We start from the raw sequence: 17,703 nt of genomic DNA on the forward strand, positions 1-17,703 counted from the left end.
TCAGACGCCGAGATAACGGTCCTGCAGTTCGGCATCGGCCGCCAGATCTGCGGGCCTGCCCTGCCAGACCGTGCTGCCCTTCTCCAGGATCACGCAGGCGTCGGAGAGCGGCAACAGGTCCTTCAGATTCTTGTCGACCACAAGGATGGATTGCCCCCCGCCCTTCACATCGCGGATCGCTGCCCAGATCTCCTGACGGATCACCGGCGCCAGGCCCTCTGTCGCCTCGTCGAGGATCAACAGGCGCGGATTGGTCATCAAGGCCCTGGCAATGGCCAGCATCTGCTGTTCGCCGCCGGAGAGGGTGCGAGCCGACTGCTCGGCGCGTTCCTCGAGGCGCGGAAAAAGCTTGGCCACGGAAGTGAGGTCCCAGCCCTTGCCGCGCGCCGTCGCCAGCAGGTTCTCACGCACCGTAAGGTTGGGAAAGCAGCGCCGCCCCTCCGGCACCAGACCCAGGCCCAGCCGCGCGATGCGGAAAGCCGGAAGATCGCGCAGATCCCGGCCCATAAACCTGAGCGTCCCGGCGCGCGCCGGGGTCAGGCCGCAGATGCTGCGGATGGTCGTGGTCTTGCCCATGCCGTTGCGGCCGAGCAGCGCCAGCATCTCCCCCTCCGCCAGCGCCAGGTCGACCCCGAAGAGCGCCTGGGAGGAGCCATAGAAGGTTTGGACAGCCTGCAGCTCTAGCATAGGGAGTCCCCCAGGTAGGCTTCGCGCACCGCGGCGGACTGACGGATTTCCTCGGGCGGTCCGGAAGCGATCACCCGGCCGTAGACCAGCACGGAGATGCGGTCGGCCAGCGCAAAAACCGCATCCATGTCGTGTTCGACCAGCAAAATCGCCGCTTCCTCTTTCAAACCTCGTAAAAAGGCCGTCAGATTGCGGGTGCCTTCCGGCCCGAGGCCGGCCATGGGTTCGTCGAGCAGCAGCAGCTTGGGCTGAATCGCCAGGGCCAACGCCACTTCCAACAAACGGCGCTCGCCATGGGACAGGGAAGCGACCGGCAGTTCGGCGCGGTCTTCCAAACCGACCCGCGCCAGCACCGCCATGGCTTCGTCACGCAACCGCGCATTCCCACGCAGCGGCGACCAGAACCGGAAAGCGCCGCCCTCGCGCGCCTGAAGCGCCAGCAGGACGTTACCGAGGGCCGAGAACTCCGAAGCCAGGGAGGAGACCTGAAAACTGCGGCCCAGGCCCAGGCCCGCCCGCGCGGCGACCGACCAATGGGAAACGTTCCGGCCAAGCAGGTGAACCTCGCCGGCATCGGAGTGCAGCCAGCCCGCGACCTGGGCGATCAGGGTGGACTTGCCGGCCCCGTTCGGCCCGATCAGGGCATGAATCTCGCCGGGCATGAGGGTCAGATCGACCGCGTCGCTGGCCTTCAGCGCGCCAAAGGCTTTGCTCAGCCCTTTCAGTTCCAGCAGAGCCTCAGTCATGACGCACCTTGCCGGCCAGAAGACCGATCAGGCCGCCGCGCGCGAAGAGCACGACGGCCAGCAGCATGATCCCCAGGAACAACTGCCAGCGGTCGGTCATGCCGCCGATCAGGCTTTCCAGGAGGATGAACAGCGCGGCGCCGGCCAGAGGGGCAAAGAGCCGACCGACCCCGCCCAGAATGACGAAGATCATGATCTCGCCGGAACGGTGCCAGGACAGCATGGAGGGACCGACGAAGCCGTTCAGGTCAGCAAAGAGCGCGCCGGCGATACCGGTGATGACGGCGGAGATGACAAAGGCCGTCAGCTTCACCGGGAATGGCGCGATGCCCGATGTCGCAAGACGCGTTTCGTTCATGCGGGCGCATTGCAGCGCGACGCCGAAGGGCGCGGCAACCAGACGCGCGGACAGGAAGAGCGCCGCCAGCAGCAGCCCATAGCAGACGAAGAAGAACGTCAGCGGATCGTTGCTGTCGCCCAGCGGCAACTGGTTGCGCAGATAAATCGACAACCCGTCCTCACCGCCGTAGGTCGGCAGCGAGATCGCCAGGTAGTAGATCATCTGGGCAAAGGCCAGGGTGATCATGATGAAGTAGACACCGGAGGTACGCAGCGAGATCGCGCCGATGGCCAGGGCAACCAGGGCCACGACCACCGCCGCGACAGACCAGACGACGAGCAGTTGGTCGCTGCCTCCGACCGACCAGGGCCAGGTCATGAAGTCGCTGCCTTCGAAGGCGTGGAGCGCGGTGATCCCGGCGACGTAGCCGCCGAGGCCGAAGAAGGCGGCGTGACCGAAGCTGACCATGCCCCCATAGCCGAGGGCGAGATTGAGGCCGACCCCGGCCAGCGCCAGGATGGCGACGCGGGTGGCGAGCGAGACGTAGAAGGGTTCGTCCAGCATCTGGGCAATCAGCGGCGCGGCCAGGAGTGCCAAGGCCAGAACGGCATTCACCAGGGTCTCGCGCGGCAGCGCCCTTATGGCGGCGGTGGACATCTAGGCGTTCACCGGAAACAGCCCCTTGGGGCGCCAGGCGAGAACCACCGCCATCAGCAGGTAGATCGCCACCGAGGCCAGGGCCGAGCCGACGGTGGCCGCTTCCGAAGCCGGCAGCAGCAGCTTGAAGGCCTGGGGCAGGAAGACGCGGCCCAGGGTGTCGGTAAGCCCGACGAGAACCGAGCCCACGAGCGCCCCTTTCACCGAGCCGATCCCGCCGATCACGATAACTACGAAGGCCAGGATCAGCACCGGTTCGCCCATGCCGACCTGCACCGACTGCAGCGCGCCGACCAGGCCGCCGGCAAGACCGGCCAAGGCGGCACCGAGGGCGAAGACGGCGGTATAGAGCGTACGGATATCGACGCCGAGCGCCCCGATCATCTCGCGGTCGGACTCCCCGGCGCGGATACGCATGCCGAGCCGCGTCTTGGCGATCAGCAGGTAGAGGCCCAGCGCCGTTACCAGCCCGGCAAAGATGATGGCCATGCGATAGACCGGATAGCCGCCCCCGCCCGGCAGGGGCAGCGCCCCGGACAACAGCGGCGGGATGTCCAGATAAAGCGGCTGATCGCCGAAGACCCAGCGCACCACCTCGGAAAAGATCAGGATCAGGGCGAAGGTCGCCAGGACCTGATCCAGATGGTCACGGTCGTAGAGGCGGCGAATCACGGCGATCTCGATCAGCGCCCCGGCTGCCGCGGCGGCCAGGAAACCACCGCCGAGACCCAGCCAGAACGACCCGCTGATCTCGGCAATCCAGGAGCAGAAAAACGCGCCGAGCATGAAGAGCGAACCGTGGGCGAGGTTGATCAGGCCCATAACCCCGAAGACCAGCGTCAATCCGGCGGCCATGAGGAAAAGCATCACGCCGAACTGCACACCATTCAGCAGTTGTTCGATCAGGAAGGCGACGGACACGGTCAGACGATCAAATACAGAGTTATCAGAAAGGAAAAGGGGGCCACCCGAAGATGGCCCCCGATAGGATGCTGCCGGACGGCATTACATCTTGCAGTCGCCGACATAGGCATTGGCATGACCGGCCAGCCCAACGCCGACGATCTTGTTGGTCAGCACATCACCCTCTTTCACCACTTCGCGGACATAAATGTCCTGAACCGGATGATGGTTGCTGGCGAACTTGAAAGCGCCGCGTACCGAAGCGAAATCGGCCTGTTCCAGCGCCGCGCGGAAGGCCGCCTTATCGCCGGTGCCGCCGGCCTTGGCCTTGGCCGCCAGAATCAGATTGGCCGCGTCATAGCCCTGGCTGGCATAGAGCGACGGCAGACGGTCATACTCGGCCTGGAAGGCCGCGACAAAGGCCTTGTTGGCCGGGTTGTCGATGTCCTTCGACCACTGCGAGGTGTTCTTCACCCCCAGCGCCGCATCGCCGACCGCTTTCAGAATGCCCTGATCGAAAGAGAAGGCAGGCCCGAAGACCGGCGCATCGATACCGGCCTGGGCGTACTGTTTCATGAAGGCGATGCCCATGCCGCCGGGCAGGAAGAAGAAGATCGAGTCCGGCTTGGCTTCGCGGATCTGGGCGATCTCTGCCGCGTAGTCTTTCTGCCCCAGCTTGGTATAGGTTTCCCCGGCAAGGTCGCCCTGGTAGTAGCGCTTGAAACCAGTCAGCGCGTCTTTTCCGGCCGGGTAGTTCGGCGCCAGGATATAGGGCTTCTTGAAGCCGTTGGCCTGCACGTAGCCGCCCATCGCCTCATGCAGGTTATCGTTCTGCCAGGCAACGTTGAAGTAATTCTCGTGACAGCCCTTGCCCGCCAGCGCCGAGGGCCCGGCATTGGGGCTGATATAGAAGATGTCCTGACGGACAGTGGACGGCACGACGGCCATGGCCAGGTTCGACCAGATGATGCCGGTCAGGATGTCCACTTTATCGCGCTGGATGAACTTGTCGGCGATCTGCTTGGCGAGATCGGGCTTGCGCGCATCGTCCTCGACCATCACCTCGACATCCTGGGCGCCCGACTGTTTCACCGCCAGCAGGAAACCATCGCGCACGTCGATACCCAGGCTCGACCCGCCCCCGGAAAGGGTGGTGATCATGCCGATTTTCAGATCTTCCGCCTGCGCCGCCCCCAAACCGGCCAAAAGGCCGAGGGTACCGAGCGCCAAGCGTTGTAATCCCTTTTTCATTATCTTACCTCCTGTTCTCCCCTGTGGCCGCCCAAGGGCGACCGCGCTTTCCTAGCTGCCAAAGGCACCGCCGAGCCCCTATCCCTGCGACATCGCAGGAACATCGGGATCTCAGCCGCATCGTAGAGGAAGCCCCTCCCCCTGGCCTGCCGGGCCTTCAGGCCCATCTTGCTTGACCAAGGATATACCGCGTTCCGGACGGTTCCGCCATAGACCCGCTAAGGTATTGGAATACAGCTTTATTAGTGGGTTCTAAGCGACCCGGTCGCCCGGCTCCCGCCCCGCAAAGAAGGCATCCAGGTTGTCCAGGGCCCGAAAGCCCATGGCATCGCGGGTATCCCGAGTCGCCGAGCCGATGTGGGGCAGCATGAAAATGTTGTCGAGGGCGGCAAAGGCGGGGTTGCCGCCCGGCTCGGTCCGGAAAACATCGAGACCCGCCGCCGCCAGCCGCCCGGATTGCAGGGCTTCGACCAGGGCCTCTTCATCCACAAGGGCGCCGCGGGCGGTGTTCACCAGAATGGCGCCCTCCGGCAACTTGGCCAAGCGCTCCCGGTTCATCAGCCCAGTGGTTTCAGGCGTTGCCGGGCAGTGCAGCGACAGAAACTCTGATACCGCCAGCAGGTCATCCAGATCCTCATGGAAAACCGCCCCCGCCTCCAGCTCCGGGGCGAGGCGTTTGCGGTTGTAGTAGTGAACCTCCATGTCGAAACCGCGGGCCCGCCGCGCCATCACCTGCCCGACCCGGCCCATGCCGACGATGCCCAGGCGCTTGCCCGTCACCTGCTGTCCGACCATGAAGCTGGGGCTCCAGGAATTCCAATTGCCGGCACGCAGCATGCGGTCGCCCTCGGGCGCGCGCCGGGCGGCACCGAGCAACAGCAAAAAGGCGATCTCCGCCGTCGCGTCGGACAGCACATCGGGCGTGTTGGTCACCACAATGCCGCGCGCTTTAAGGGCGGCAAGGTCGCAGTGATCGACGCCGACAGAGTGGTTGGCGATGATCTTCAGGCGATCCGACAGCTGGCCGGTAACCTCCGCGGAGAAAACTTCTGAATGGCAGGGCAGGATGGCATCGACCTCACCGCTCATGGCGATCAGTTCCTCACGGCTGAAGAGCCTGTCTTCAGGGTTGAGGACGACGTCATAGTCCCGGGCCGCCCGTGCCTCCGTCGCGGCTGAAAGTTTGCGGGCAATCCAAAGGCGGGGCTTATCGCTCATATCGGTTTTCTCTGCATGTTGTAGGAAAAGGGAAACACGCGGCAGCAGCCGTCAGCGGTTGCCGACCGCATGGGTGAGCGCGGCACCCAGTTCATAGTAGGCCTGTTTGGCGCCCGCCAGGCTTTCGCGGTAATCAGGCAGCAGCCCGCCCGGCAACACCGTCTCGTCACCCCCGGCGAAATAGTCGGCAACCGCCTTGCCGAAAACCGTGCCCGGGGCGATGCCACGCCCGCTGTAACCGAAGACCGAAACGCCGCGCTCGCCGAGCCTCACCACCTTGGGCATGTGGTCACCGGTCACGGCAATACGGCCGAACCAGGCATGCTCCAGGCCGATGCCGGCGAGAGCCGGAAACAGCGCCGCCAGCTTGCGCGCGGCCCAGGCGCGGTGGACCGCTCCGCCGACGCTTTCCAGCGACCCCACCGCGCCGATCAGAAGACGCCCGGCGGCGTCCAGGCGAAAGGACGACATGACCGTGGCGGTATCCCAGCAGCCCTGGCGTTCGGGCAGAATGGATTTGCGCAGGTTGTCGCTCAAAGGCCGGCTGGCGAGTTGAAAGTAATGCAGCGGTGCATAGGCAGGCGCCGGCACCCCTGCCACGGGGCTGCCATAGGCGTTGACCGCCACCAGCAGCGCGGGGGCGGTGACGGAGCCGCCGGGCGTCTCGACAGACCAGCGGTCTTTCTCCCGGGTCACCTGAAGCGCGGGCGTTTCTTCGTGAACCACCGCACCACGGGAGAGCGCCGCCCGTGCCAGGCCGCGACAGTAAGCCAGGGGCTGGATGCTCCCGGCCCGGCGATCCAACAGCGCGCCGTGAAAGGCACTCGTGCCTGTACGGCTGGCCGTCTCCGCCGCGCTCAACAGCTCGACCGGAGCACCCTGGGCCTTGAATTGCCGCAGCCGCTCGCGCAACCCGGCAACCGCCGCTGCCGAATGGGCGCAGTGCAGCGTGCCGTTGCGGACCGCCTCACAGTCGATACCCAGGCGATCGATAAGGCTGAAAACCAGGTCGGGGCCGGCCGCCAGCGCCTCGTTGAGCTGCCCGCCAAGTGCCGGGCCCAGCGCAGCCTCGACCTTCTCCGGTTCCAGCCAGAGCCCGGCATTCACCAGACCGGCGTTGCGGCCCGAGCCGCCGAAGCCGACGGTCTTTGCCTCCAGCAGCCGGACCGTCATGCCGGCTTCCGCCAGATGCAAGGCCGCCGAGCAGCCGGTAAAACCGCCGCCGACGATGACCACATCGGCCTGCACCCTGTCGTTCAGCGGCGGCGCCTCAAGAAGGTCGCCCGCGGTGCTGCGCCAAAGGTTGCGGTCGGTTGGAACATCGTTCATTGCCGAGGGCCATTCGCCTTCGCGGTGGAGGCGCGTTCAACGAGGGCGGCCTTCAGTTTCACGTGCGGCAGTTCGCTGTCATTGTCCAGATAGTCGACCAGCGCATCGGCGGTGCAGCGGCCCATGCGCGCCGTCGGCAGGCGCAGTGTCGTCAGCGGTGGCTCACAGACCGCCGCCCAATCCAGATCGTCGAAGCCCATGATCGACAGGTCGGCGGGAACCGAAAAACCACTGCGCCGTGCCTCAAAGAGAACGCCGAGAGCCAGTACGTCGGAAAGACATAGAATAGCCGTTGGCCGCTCCGGCCCTTCCAGCAGCCGGCGCGTGCTCAAGGCTCCGCCTTCGGAATCCAGGCTGGTTTCGACAAGGTCCAACACGCAGTCTTTCCCCGCGCCGCGCTTGACGCCCTTCAGCCGCAGCACCGTGCGGTCGTTGTTCTCCAGCGGCCCATGGACAACTGCAACCCGGCGATGCCCCAGCCCGATCAGGTATCGCAAAGCCTCCCGCCCCAGGGCGGCATTGTCATATCCGATGGTCGGCAACACGTAGCGCGGATCGTGGATGCTGGTACAGACCGTCGGCAGGCCGCGCTGTTCGATCAGGCGGAGCAGTTCCGGCGGATGCGTGGCGCCGGAGAGGATCAACCCCTCCGCCCCCATGTTCAAAACCTCGCCGACCCTTACCATTTCCTGCTGGGGATCGCCGTCAGTCGTAGCGATCACCAGGGCGTAACCACGCTCCGCCAAAGCCAGTTCGACAGCGTTCAGGAAGCGGGCGAAGATCGAATGAGACAAGGTGGGGATCACCGCGGCGATGGTACGGGTACGACGGGTCGCAAGGGCACGCGCCGCCGCGTTCGGCGCGTAGTCCAGCTCACGCATCGAAGCGATCACCTGTGCACGGGTTTCTTCGCGCACCAAAGTCGAGCCATTCAACACCCGCGATACGGTGGCCACCGAAAGGCCGGTCGCCGCAGCCACCGTCCGCACGCCCGGCTTCTTCTCGGTTGTCCTGCGCTGCTTCGTCACGGTGTTTCCATGGTCGATTCCTTTGGTCTCCGAGCGGGCAGCAAACCAAGGCCCGGCGCCTGCCTGAACGAAAGTACTTGACGCTCGTCCCAAGTTACAATTGAATTACTGAAATGTAACCGGTTACACAAACAAAACCGGAAGGGAGTTGGTGATGCAGATCCATGCGCCTGCACGCCAGGGCTTAACATCGAGGGGCGCCCGCTATCCGGGCCATCGGATAGCAGACAGCCTTGAAAAAACCGGCTCTGAGCAGCGTTTTCTGCGCGCCGGTACAGCCCTGCACCTCGGCCTGAAGGAAGGCGACCTGGTCGATCTGGTCGACGAGGAAGGCGCCACGCCCGCCCGCCTGTTTGCGGTCGACGGGCGGGGAGAACCCGCCTTCGCGGCCCTGGGCCTTGCAAGCCTCGCTACCGAGGTTCTTGATCTCGCAGCCTTCGATTCCGGCGCCCTCACCGCCTGGGTTGCCGCCCGGGGCGGCAACCCACAGCGGTTGACCTGCCTGACGCCGTTCGAGGAGGACAGCCCGGCGGGCACGCGTCTGACCCTGCGGGTCTCAGCCGACTGCGACCTCTGGATCGCCCTGCCCTGCCTGCTGGAGCGGGTTATCGCCGGCGGCGCTGGCGGTTCCCTTGAGGTTTCGGTCCAACGTGCCGGCATCAGCGCCCCGGCCCTACCGCCGCTATTGGGCGATCTTCGTGAGGAACTGCGCATCGACCGCGCGACGGCACGGGCCTACGAACTGCGCAAGGGCGATTACGTCCAGATCATCGATGTCGAAGGACGGCAGTGCTCCGACTTCACGGCGCTCAGCGCAGCGGCCCTGGACCGGGGCCTTGAACGGCATATCGATTCCACCGTCACCCGCACACTGGTCGGCGGGGCCTATCCTGCACCGGGACTGTTCGACAAGTTCTTCGACCAGGATATGAGCCCCCTGCTGCGGGTAACCCGCGATACCGTCGGGCGGCACGATACCTTTGCCCTGGCCTGCACGGCACGCGGCTATGAGGAACGGGGCTTTCCCGGCCATGTCAACTGCTCGGACAACATCTCGGAGGCCCTGGAGCCCTTTGGGGTCGGCCACCGTTCCGCCTGGCCGGCGATAAATTTCTTCTTCAATTCCTGGATCCCGCAGCATGACAACAGGCTTCGCGTCGACGAGGCCTGGTCGCGCGCCGGCGACTACGTGGTGATGCAGGCTTTGAGCGACCTGGTCTGCGTCTCAACCGCCTGCCCCGACGACGTGGACCCGATCAACGGCTGGAACCCGACAGACATCCATGTCCGCATCTACCGGCCCGACCAGCCCATCCGCCGGGCCGTTGCCTATCGTCCTACGCCCGATTCGGAGGCAATCTTGACCGCAGAGTCCGCCTTTCATCCCCGGACAAGCAAGCTGACGCGCGCCTTTCAGGTGGCCCGCGACCTCTGGCTGCCATCCAGCTACGAAGCGACACGGGCGCTTGACGAATACTGGGCCTGCCGCTCTGCGGTGACCCTGCAGGATATGTCGTCCCTGCGCAAACTGGACATCATGGGCCCCGACGCCGAGGCCCTGCTGCAACATGCCATGACCCGCGATGTGGCCAAGCTTTCGCTCAATCGCGGAATCTATTCGCTGCTCTGCGACGAGACCGGGGCGGTGATCGACGACGGCACCTTGTTCCGCATGGCGCCGCAGATATTTCGCTGGTGCTGCGGCTCGGATGAGAGCGCCCGGCAATTGAAGGACCTTGCCCGGGCACGCGGCGACAAGGTCTGGATCAAGTCGCTGTGGTCGTCGATGCCCAACCTGGCCCTTCAGGGCCCGCACAGCCGCGACCTGCTCAGGGAGGTCGTTTTCACCCAACCAACCCAACCCTCGCTCGATAACCTGAAATGGTTCGGCTTCACCGTCGCCCGCCTGAACGACCGGGACGGCGCGCCCTTCATGCTGACCCGCAGCGGCTTCACCGGCGAGCTGGGATACGAGATATTCTGCGACCACCGCCATGCCCTGGAAATCTGGGACGCGCTGATGGAAAAGGGGCGCGGCTTCGGCATCCTTCCCATGGGCCTGGAAGCCCTGGAGACACTGCGTATCGAAGCCGGCCTGATGGTCGCCGGCGCCGAGTTCCTGCCCGGTGTCGACGCTCTTGAAGCCGGTCTGGGTTTTGCGATCAGCAAAGGTAAGACCGGTTTCGTCGGCAGCGAGGCGCTGCTCCGCAACGGCACGGCGCCAAGCAAGCGGCTGACGGGGCTGCTGTTCGATGGCGACGAAGTGCCGGCGCACGGCGACGGTGTGTTCCATGGCCGCCGGCAGATCGGTCAGGTCACCAGCGCCACCCGCTCGCCCTCGCTGCAGCGGGCAATCGCCATGGCCCGCCTTGCGGTGGAGTTCGCGGAACCGGGCACGGCCTTGGAGGTGGGGCAGCTGGACGGCCAGATGAAACGCCTCTCGGCGAGGGTCTGCGAAATCCCCTTTGTCGACCCGAAGCGTGAGCGCGCCCGCGCCTGACGACACGCAGCGACAGAAGGTCAGAGGGACAAGAGAATCGTTCGATACAAGCAACAGGAAAGACCTAAGTGAAGGAGTAGGGAAATGAGAAAATGGATGCTTGGCGTCGCCACTGCGGCGCTGGTCGCCGGAGGCAGCGCAGCCCAGGCCGAGACCGTCATGATCGGCGAGCCCTCCTGGCCCGGCGCCAAAATCATCGCCAACCTGATCAAGGAGGTGATCACAACGAAACTGGGGGGTGAAGCCGACCTCGTGCCCGGCGCCAATGCGGTAATTTTCGCCGCCATGGACGGCGGACGTGGCGACATCGACGTTCACCCCGATGTCTGGCTGCCGAATCAGCAGAGCCTCACCGACGAGTATGTCGACGGCAAGGGCACCGTCGCTCTATCCAAGGGGGCCTACCAGGGGCGCACCGGCTTCTGCGTACCGACCTATATCGCAGAGCAGCATAACATCAAGTCGATCTATGACCTCGGTACGCCCGACGCCCAAACACTTTTCGATTCCGACGGCGACGGCAAGGGCGAGGTATGGGTCGGCGCCTCCGGCTGGGCTTCGACCAACATCCAAAAAGTTAAAACACGGGACTACGGCATCGAAACCTTCCTGGAGCCCGGTACGGAGGATGAGACCGTCTTCTATGCCAAGCTTCAGAACCTGATCTCGCAAAAAAAGGGCGCGGTCTTCTATTGCTACAAGCCGCACTACGTCCATGCACTCTATGACGTCACCATGTTGGAAGAACCGGCCTATGAAGAAGCGAACTACAAGATAGTCCAGCCGAACGAAGATGCCGACTGGTTCGACAAATCGAAGATCACCACCGGCGATGCGGTAAAAACGGTCCGGATCGCCCATTCCAAGTCGCTGGAGACACGCGCGCCAAGCGTCGCTGAGTTCCTCAGCGCCATCGACCTGGATAGCGATACCGTTTCCCAGTTGACCTACGAAGTGGTGGTGAACGACCGCGAACCGGCAGAGGTCGTGAAAGAGTGGGTCGCCGCCAATGGCGCCACCGTCGACCGCTGGCTGGGGATCAACTGACAAGTCAGTCGCCAAGGCACAGCCGGGGGAAGATCAGCCGCGTTCTTCCCCCGGCGACATCCCTGCCCCAACCGTACCGGAAGCGCAGATCATGAACAGCCAAGCCCAAAGGGCCTCCATTGAGATCCAGAACGTCTGGAAGATTTTCGGCGACCGCGAAACCGAAGCACTGGCTGCGATCAAGAACCAGGGACTGGAGAAGGCCGAAGTGCTGGAGCGGTTCGGCTGTGTCGTCGGCGTCGCCGACGCCAGCTTCTCGGTCGACCAGGGAGAAATCTTCTGTGTCATGGGTCTCTCCGGATCCGGGAAATCGACGCTGGTGCGCCACATCAACCGCCTGTTGGAACCCAGCGCCGGCAAGATCCTGATCGAGGGCGAGGATGTAATGGATATGGGCCCTGCCGCCCTGCGCGACCTGCGCAACCGCGGCGTCGCCATGGTGTTCCAGAACTTCGGGCTGATGCCGCACCGTACCGTGCGGGACAACGTCGCCATGCCCCTGGAAATCCGGGGCACCGGCAAAGGCAAGCGCTGGGAGGAAGCCGACCGGGTTTTGGAGATGGTCAACCTGACCGGCTGGGAAGACAAATACGCCCACGAACTTTCCGGTGGCATGCAGCAGCGCGTCGGCCTGGCGCGTGCCATCGCCTCCGACCCTTCGATCCTGTTGATGGACGAGCCCTTCTCGGCCCTCGACCCGCTGATCCGGCGGCAACTGCAGGATCAGTTCATGGAGCTGGCGTCGGAGTTGCACAAGACCACGATCTTCATCACCCATGACCTGGACGAGGCGATCCGTATCGGCGACCGCATCGCCATCATGAAGGACGGCCGCATCGTCCAGACCGGAACGCCGGAGGATATCGTGATGAACCCGGCCGACGACTATGTCTCGGATTTCGTCGCCGGTATTTCGAAACTGGGGCTCGTCTACGCCCACTCCATCATGATTCCGATAGAACAGCATGTCAGGGAAAGAGGGCCGATACCCGACGGCGCCCCGCGCGCGCCTCACAACGCGGACCTGAATCACCTGATCGATCTGTCGGTGGAACGCGACGGCCCCATCGTCATCACCACCGATGCGGGGGCGGAAGTCGGCGTGGTCGACCGGGTCGATCTGATGCGCGCAATTCAAGGCAGCCGGGGGGGCGAAGAATGAACGATCAGAGCCAGGGACAGGCCTTGTCCGCAAACCAGAATACGAATCATAGTGCGGCCGGCGGCAAGCTCGCGGCGCTGATCGCAGATTTCGCCGGCGCCAACGCAGGCTACTACCAGCGTGTCTTTGCCTACATCACCGAGGCGCCGGGCTATCGCCTGACAATCAACCCCCTGGCCGGCCTGCTGAGCCCGGTGTGGTTTGGCGCCCGCGGCCTCTGGTCCTGGTTCCTCACCTTTTTGATCGTCGAGACTTTCGCCTATATCCAACTGGCCCGCGGCCTGATCGGCGACCTGGGGCGCGACCAGCGTGAGCGCGCCGAGAGCATCGCCATAACACTGGAAACCCGCCGCCAGCAGATCGAAGAGGCGACACGCAACAACTCCGGCAGTCTTGACGCCTTGAAACGCGCGACGGAGTCCCTGGAGACGGCTTTGGCCAATGCCTTGCAGCAATCTGAGGCGGCGGCAGCCGACACCCTGACTTTCATAGTTTTCGGTCTGGTGCTGCTGATCGCGGCGAAAGTCTTCGCGGCCTGCAGCGCCAACTGGGCGCTGGAACGCCATTTCACCCGATGGCGCGCCGATCGGAACCTTAACGCCGGCCTTTCCTGGCCGCGCGCGGGCGTCGCCCTTGCGGTCTTCGTCCTGGTCGCCGGCCTCTCCGCCCTGCGCTTCGCCCAACCCGACCAGGTCCCGGTCCTGCTGGACTTTCCGACCGACAAGGCCTGGCGCATCGGCGTCGGGGACTGGATCAAGGATGGTTTCAGTTGGGCCAAAACCGCCGGCGCTGACTTTTTCAACACCATCAATCTGGCCGTGCGCTCACTGCTCGACGGCCTGGAAACCGTCTTTGTCGGAACCCCCTGGCCGGTGATCATTCTCGTCGTCGGCATGCTGGCCTGGCTTTCCGCCGGGCCCCGCGTCGCCGTCTTCACCCTCGCCGCCCTGGCCTATCTCGGGGTGCTGGGCTTCTGGGAGAAGGCCATGACCACCATCTCGCTGCTTGGCGCGGCAGCGATGGTCTCCATCACCCTGGGCATCCCCCTGGGGATTTACTGCGCCCGGCGGCCCAAGGTCTACGCCTTCGTACGGCCTGTGCTTGACTTCATGCAGTCCATGCCCTCCTTCGTCTATCTGATTCCGGTGATCGCCTTCTTCGGCGCCGGCAAGCCGGCGGCTATCGTCGCCACCCTGATCTTCGGCAGCCCGCCGGTCATCCGCTTCACCGTGCTGGGCCTGCAGCAGGTTCCCCATGCGGCACGGGAAGCCGCCATGGCCTTCGGCGCGACCAACAGCTATCTGCTGTTCAAAGTCGACCTGCCGCTGGCCGCGCGCACCATCATGGCCGGGGTGAACCAGACCATTCTGCTCTCCCTCGCCATGGTCGTCGTCGCCTCCCTGATCGGCGCCAAGGGCCTGGGTGAGGACGTGCTGGAAGCGCTGCAATACGCCTCCGAAGGCCAGGGCATACTGGCCGGTCTGGCAATTCTGTTCTGCGCTTTGATCCTGGACCGCATCGTCGCCGGCAATCGCGCCTAGCAAGCCTTGGCCTAGGCAGCCCGTTCGCCTTACCCTGCCGCCGGCTGCGACAGAACCGAGGGAACAACGGACATGACGGAAAAAACACAGGCCCTGGGCGAAGCCCTGGCCGCCCGCTTCTGCGATGGCAGCGCCGTCGACAGCGACCTTGCCGGCGCAGCGGCGGAGCCATTGACGGCCCTGGCCGCCCGCGGATCGGTCCGGCACTTCAGGTCCGCCCCCGTCGCCCCGGCCCTCTTGCGTCTTCTCTCCGCCCTCGCCCTGTCGTCACCGACAAAGAGCGACCTGCAGCAGAGAGATATCGTGCTGATCACGGAGCCGGCGCTGCGGCAGCGGATCAACGCGTTGATCGGCGATCAGCCCTGGACCGGCGAAGCGCCGGCGCTGCTGGTCTTCTGCGGCAACAACCGGCGCCAGCGTCAGGTTCATGCGCTGCGCGGCCGTCCCTTCGTCAACGACCACCTGGACGCCTTCTTCAACGCCGCAGTCGACGGAGGGATCGCCCTCTCCGCCTTTGTGATGGCGGCGGAGGCCTTGGGCCTCGGCTGCTGCCCGATATCAGCGATCCGCAACGAAGCCCAAGCCGTCAGCGACCTTCTGGACTTGCCGGAGCATGTGTTTCCCGTCGCCGGCCTGGCGGTGGGCTGGCCGGCGGCAGCGCCGGAAATCAGCCCACGCCTGCCCCTATCCGTGACACTGCATGAGAACCGCTTCAGCGAGGAGGGAATCGAAAAGGCCATCGCAGACTACGACCCCCTGCGCCGCTATGCGACGCAACGCTTCGTCGAAGACTATGGTGAGGATACCGCCTACGGCTGGTCGGAAGACAAGGCCCGCCAGTACTCGAAACCGGAAAGAGCAGGCTTCGGCGCTTTCCTGCGCCGCAAAGGTTTCCGCCTGGACTGAACCTTAAAGCAGAACGCGCAGCATCATGTTGATGCCGAGACAGAACAGCACCAGCAGGATGAGCTTGCGAAAGCTCTCCGCCGGCAGCCGCCCGGCCAGCCGGTTGCCGACCCACATCCCGAGGCCGGCCGGCAGCGTGCAGGTCAGCGCCATCAAGAGGCGGGGACCGTTCATGATGCCGATGAACCAGAAAGATCCGGCGATCAGGAATCCGGAGAACAGGAAAAACAGGCCGAGGGCGGAGATCATGACCCGGCGTTCGGCGCCGATGCCGGTCAGATAGGTAACGAAGACCGGGCCGTTGGTACTTGTCAGGGTTCCGAGAATACCCGCCGCGACGCCCGACAATCCTTCGGCCAGCGGCCGCCGGGATTCTGGAATCCGCAGCCTTGGATTGATGCCATTGAAGATCGCGAAGACCGCGACGAAGAGTCCCAGGCAGAAAATCAACAGCTCCTCATCAAGCCCGCTGAGCAGCAGCGCGCCCATCGGCACCCCCAGCAGAATGCCCAGCAGCATCATGGGGAAGCGGCCCAACGTTTCCCGCATCATCCCGGCCTGAACGAACTGGAAGACGTTCATGATCGGGAAGACCACGACATTGACCGCCAGCGCAAGACCGGTCGGGATCACCAGCGGCAGCAGCGCAATGGTGACCAGCGGCAGCCCGAAGCCGAGGGCACCCTTGATCAGCCCGCCGAGGAAGAAAATGCCCAGCACCGCCAACCAGACAATGAGGTCTAGAGCCTCAACCACTCTCGCCGGCCTCTAGCGCAGTCACATAACCTCGTCTTCGCGGTCGTCGGTTTCACCATAGCGATGCAATGCCGGCGGCTTCAGGCCCTCATAGAGTTTGGCGATGCCCTGATTGACGATGTCGCCCTGCTGCGCGAAGAGCGAATTTCCCTGCAGGTCGCTGTCGACGATGAAGGGGCCGAAGTTCTCCACCTCGAACAGCCAGAGCGCCTGGGCGATACCCAGTTCGTCCAGCCAATGAACCGCGCGCACCGCCTTGACTCCGCGGCCAAGCAACGCGCCGGTACCGTAGCCGACGGTCGTCAGGTAGACCGCAGCGCGCGACGCCAGGACCTTCTTGTAATCGTCGCGCGGCATGCCGCCCTTGCCGATGACGATCTTGGTGCCGGTGAGATCGAGCCAGTCGCCCAGGTACTTGGAAAAGCGGAAACTCGCGGTCGCCGTCACGCCACCGATCACGTAGCCGCCATCCGGCTGGGGCGCGGCGGCGGGCGAGCAGTGGAAGTTCACGTTACTGGCTTCGATCAGCCCCTCCGGCAGGGCCTGCCCCTCGACCAGCACCCGGTTGTAGACGCCTTCACGCGCGGTATAGACCAAGCCGCTGAGGAAAACGACGGAGCCGATTTCCAGCGCCGCAATATCCTCCGGCCTGGCCGGCAGGGTCAGGCGGACCTGTTTAAGCTTGTGTCCTGGCTTGGCCATTCCACCGTCTCCCTGCGCATGTAAGGGGTGAACCAGAGCGGGTCTGTCCGATAGGTCACGGAACCATCCGCCATGAGGCGCGCCGTGGCACGGCGCGATGACAGGCAGAAGGTGTGAACCGAGACCGGCATCCCGCCGGTGTGTGTGTAGCCCACCTCGATATGACAGTCGACCACCATGGACGAACCGACGAAACCCATGGCCCCCATGCCGATGTTGTTGCCCAGTTCCTTCAATTCCTGCTCTAGAGCAGCGATCTTGGGGTCGGGGTTGCGGTCGCCGACGACGCGCAGGCAGGCCGCCTGTTTGCCCAGGACCATGCAGGTGTCCTTGGAACCGCCGATACCGATGCCGACGATGGCCGGCTGACAGGCCAACCCCCGCTTGCCGAAGGCAATCAGGGTATCCAGCAGAAAGCGCTTGATGCCGTCGATCCCGTCACCGGGAAAGAGCATCCGATAGTCGGAGCCGAAAAGCCCGCCCTTGTGCACCGTGGTGACGTCGATCCAGTCCGCCTCCGGCTCGAAACTCCACTCGATTTCCGGGGCATTGATGCCGACATTGTTGTTGTGCTCGGTTCGCCAGAGCGGATGAACCCGGTTGGGGCGCAGCGGCACATCCTGGGTCGCCCGCGCCGTGGCGCTTCGGAGCGCCCGCTCTATCCCGGTGAAACCGCCGCCGAACCTGGCCTTGTCACCCAGCTTCACGTAGTAGCGCGGCAGGCCCGTGTCGGCGCACATCGGCCGCCGGTCTTCGCTGGCGGCTTCCCAGTTCTCCACCATGGACTGCAGCACGAAGGTCGAAAGATCGCCGCTTTCGACATCGATCATACCTTTGATGCCCTGAAGGTAGTCTTCCGGGATGTCGATAGCGGCCTTTTTCATGATCTCATAGCCGGCCGCTTCGATCGCTTGGTTCTCGATCATCAGA

Annotated in this window: 16 protein-coding genes; 5 read left to right on the top strand and 11 right to left on the bottom strand. The window is 64.4% G+C overall.

Annotated elements, in window-relative coordinates:
* The 8 genes from HBA54_RS11870 to HBA54_RS11905 all read right to left on the bottom strand — a co-directional run bounded on the left by HBA54_RS11870 (nucleotide 1) and on the right by HBA54_RS11905 (nucleotide 8,159).
* Nucleotides 1-687 (bottom strand): ABC transporter ATP-binding protein, encoded by a 687-nt coding sequence (locus HBA54_RS11870; protein ID WP_167224740.1) that lies wholly within the window; start codon nucleotides 685-687, stop codon nucleotides 1-3.
* The gene (locus HBA54_RS11875; protein ID WP_167224742.1) at nucleotides 681-1,433 is read right to left on the bottom strand and encodes an ABC transporter ATP-binding protein; all 753 of its coding nucleotides are present in this window, start codon (nucleotides 1,431-1,433) and stop codon (nucleotides 681-683) included. The genes HBA54_RS11870 and HBA54_RS11875 overlap by 7 nt, the downstream gene beginning before the upstream one ends.
* Entirely contained in the window at nucleotides 1,426-2,430 is a 1,005-nt protein-coding gene (locus HBA54_RS11880) for a branched-chain amino acid ABC transporter permease (RefSeq protein ID WP_167224744.1), read from the bottom strand. The genes HBA54_RS11875 and HBA54_RS11880 overlap by 8 nt, the downstream gene beginning before the upstream one ends.
* On the bottom strand, nucleotides 2,431-3,351 hold the full coding sequence (locus HBA54_RS11885; protein WP_167224746.1) for a branched-chain amino acid ABC transporter permease: 921 nt from the start codon (nucleotides 3,349-3,351) through the stop codon (nucleotides 2,431-2,433).
* 84 nt (nucleotides 3,352-3,435) lie between these two features.
* The gene (locus tag HBA54_RS11890; RefSeq protein ID WP_167224748.1) at nucleotides 3,436-4,584 is read right to left on the bottom strand and encodes an ABC transporter substrate-binding protein; all 1,149 of its coding nucleotides are present in this window, start codon (nucleotides 4,582-4,584) and stop codon (nucleotides 3,436-3,438) included.
* Between the two features lie 252 nt (nucleotides 4,585-4,836).
* Nucleotides 4,837-5,802: a 2-hydroxyacid dehydrogenase gene (locus HBA54_RS11895; protein WP_167224750.1), complete on the bottom strand. Its 966-nt coding sequence runs from the start codon at nucleotides 5,800-5,802 to the stop codon at nucleotides 4,837-4,839.
* A 51-nt stretch (nucleotides 5,803-5,853) separates the two neighbouring features.
* The gene (locus HBA54_RS11900) at nucleotides 5,854-7,131 is read right to left on the bottom strand and encodes an NAD(P)/FAD-dependent oxidoreductase (RefSeq protein WP_167224752.1); all 1,278 of its coding nucleotides are present in this window, start codon (nucleotides 7,129-7,131) and stop codon (nucleotides 5,854-5,856) included.
* Nucleotides 7,128-8,159 carry a LacI family DNA-binding transcriptional regulator gene (locus HBA54_RS11905; protein WP_167224754.1) on the bottom strand — a complete coding sequence of 344 codons (1,032 nt, stop codon included), beginning with the start codon at nucleotides 8,157-8,159 and terminating at the stop codon, nucleotides 7,128-7,130. The genes HBA54_RS11900 and HBA54_RS11905 overlap by 4 nt, the downstream gene beginning before the upstream one ends.
* 154 nt (nucleotides 8,160-8,313) lie before the next feature.
* Here HBA54_RS11905 and HBA54_RS11910 point away from each other — a divergent pair, with 154 nt between their 5' ends.
* The 5 genes from HBA54_RS11910 to HBA54_RS11930 all read left to right on the top strand — a co-directional run bounded on the left by HBA54_RS11910 (nucleotide 8,314) and on the right by HBA54_RS11930 (nucleotide 15,315).
* A complete protein-coding gene (locus tag HBA54_RS11910) occupies nucleotides 8,314-10,659 on the top strand; it encodes a DUF1989 domain-containing protein (RefSeq protein ID WP_167224756.1) in 2,346 nt (781 codons plus the stop codon).
* A gap of 84 nt (nucleotides 10,660-10,743) precedes the next feature.
* On the top strand, nucleotides 10,744-11,706 hold the full coding sequence (locus HBA54_RS11915; RefSeq protein WP_240932644.1) for an ABC transporter substrate-binding protein: 963 nt from the start codon (nucleotides 10,744-10,746) through the stop codon (nucleotides 11,704-11,706).
* Between the two features lie 91 nt (nucleotides 11,707-11,797).
* Nucleotides 11,798-12,868 (top strand): quaternary amine ABC transporter ATP-binding protein, encoded by a 1,071-nt coding sequence (locus tag HBA54_RS11920; protein ID WP_167224758.1) that lies wholly within the window; start codon nucleotides 11,798-11,800, stop codon nucleotides 12,866-12,868.
* A complete protein-coding gene (locus HBA54_RS11925; RefSeq protein WP_167224760.1) occupies nucleotides 12,865-14,409 on the top strand; it encodes an ABC transporter permease in 1,545 nt (514 codons plus the stop codon). Before HBA54_RS11920 ends, HBA54_RS11925 begins: the two co-directional genes overlap by 4 nt.
* A gap of 72 nt (nucleotides 14,410-14,481) precedes the next feature.
* Nucleotides 14,482-15,315 carry a nitroreductase family protein gene (locus HBA54_RS11930; protein ID WP_167224762.1) on the top strand — a complete coding sequence of 278 codons (834 nt, stop codon included), beginning with the start codon at nucleotides 14,482-14,484 and terminating at the stop codon, nucleotides 15,313-15,315.
* A gap of 3 nt (nucleotides 15,316-15,318) precedes the next feature.
* Here HBA54_RS11930 and HBA54_RS11935 read toward each other — a convergent pair whose 3' ends face one another.
* From HBA54_RS11935 to HBA54_RS11945, 3 genes are read right to left on the bottom strand one after another with little or no spacing between them, the layout of a single operon-like run.
* Nucleotides 15,319-16,071 carry a sulfite exporter TauE/SafE family protein gene (locus HBA54_RS11935; protein ID WP_167224764.1) on the bottom strand — a complete coding sequence of 251 codons (753 nt, stop codon included), beginning with the start codon at nucleotides 16,069-16,071 and terminating at the stop codon, nucleotides 15,319-15,321.
* Between the two features lie 21 nt (nucleotides 16,072-16,092).
* Nucleotides 16,093-16,773, bottom strand: coding sequence for a fumarate hydratase C-terminal domain-containing protein (locus HBA54_RS11940; RefSeq protein WP_167224765.1), 681 nt, complete (start codon nucleotides 16,771-16,773; stop codon nucleotides 16,093-16,095).
* Nucleotides 16,734-17,699, bottom strand: a complete 966-nt coding sequence (locus HBA54_RS11945) for a fumarate hydratase (RefSeq protein ID WP_205944595.1) — start codon at nucleotides 17,697-17,699, stop codon at nucleotides 16,734-16,736. The genes HBA54_RS11940 and HBA54_RS11945 overlap by 40 nt, the downstream gene beginning before the upstream one ends.
* Nucleotides 17,700-17,703 lie beyond the last annotated feature (4 nt).

It is taken from the genome of Pelagibius litoralis, from assembly GCF_011683915.1.
Taxonomy (GTDB): Bacteria; Pseudomonadota; Alphaproteobacteria; order Kiloniellales; family Kiloniellaceae; genus Pelagibius; species Pelagibius litoralis.

Coding starts and splice junctions, on each gene's coding strand:
- HBA54_RS11870 (WP_167224740.1), bottom strand. CDS start 687: ATGCTAGAGCTGCAGGCTGTCCAAACCTTCTATGGCTCCTCCCAGGCG.
- HBA54_RS11875 (WP_167224742.1), bottom strand. CDS start 1,433: ATGACTGAGGCTCTGCTGGAACTGAAAGGGCTGAGCAAAGCCTTTGGC.
- HBA54_RS11880 (WP_167224744.1), bottom strand. CDS start 2,430: ATGTCCACCGCCGCCATAAGGGCGCTGCCGCGCGAGACCCTGGTGAAT.
- HBA54_RS11890 (WP_167224748.1), bottom strand. CDS start 4,584: ATGAAAAAGGGATTACAACGCTTGGCGCTCGGTACCCTCGGCCTTTTG.
- HBA54_RS11895 (WP_167224750.1), bottom strand. CDS start 5,802: ATGAGCGATAAGCCCCGCCTTTGGATTGCCCGCAAACTTTCAGCCGCG.
- HBA54_RS11900 (WP_167224752.1), bottom strand. CDS start 7,131: ATGAACGATGTTCCAACCGACCGCAACCTTTGGCGCAGCACCGCGGGC.
- HBA54_RS11910 (WP_167224756.1), top strand. CDS start 8,314: ATGCAGATCCATGCGCCTGCACGCCAGGGCTTAACATCGAGGGGCGCC.
- HBA54_RS11915 (WP_240932644.1), top strand. CDS start 10,744: ATGAGAAAATGGATGCTTGGCGTCGCCACTGCGGCGCTGGTCGCCGGA.
- HBA54_RS11920 (WP_167224758.1), top strand. CDS start 11,798: ATGAACAGCCAAGCCCAAAGGGCCTCCATTGAGATCCAGAACGTCTGG.
- HBA54_RS11925 (WP_167224760.1), top strand. CDS start 12,865: ATGAACGATCAGAGCCAGGGACAGGCCTTGTCCGCAAACCAGAATACG.
- HBA54_RS11930 (WP_167224762.1), top strand. CDS start 14,482: ATGACGGAAAAAACACAGGCCCTGGGCGAAGCCCTGGCCGCCCGCTTC.
- HBA54_RS11940 (WP_167224765.1), bottom strand. CDS start 16,773: ATGGCCAAGCCAGGACACAAGCTTAAACAGGTCCGCCTGACCCTGCCG.
- HBA54_RS11945 (WP_205944595.1), bottom strand. CDS start 17,699: ATGATCGAGAACCAAGCGATCGAAGCGGCCGGCTATGAGATCATGAAA.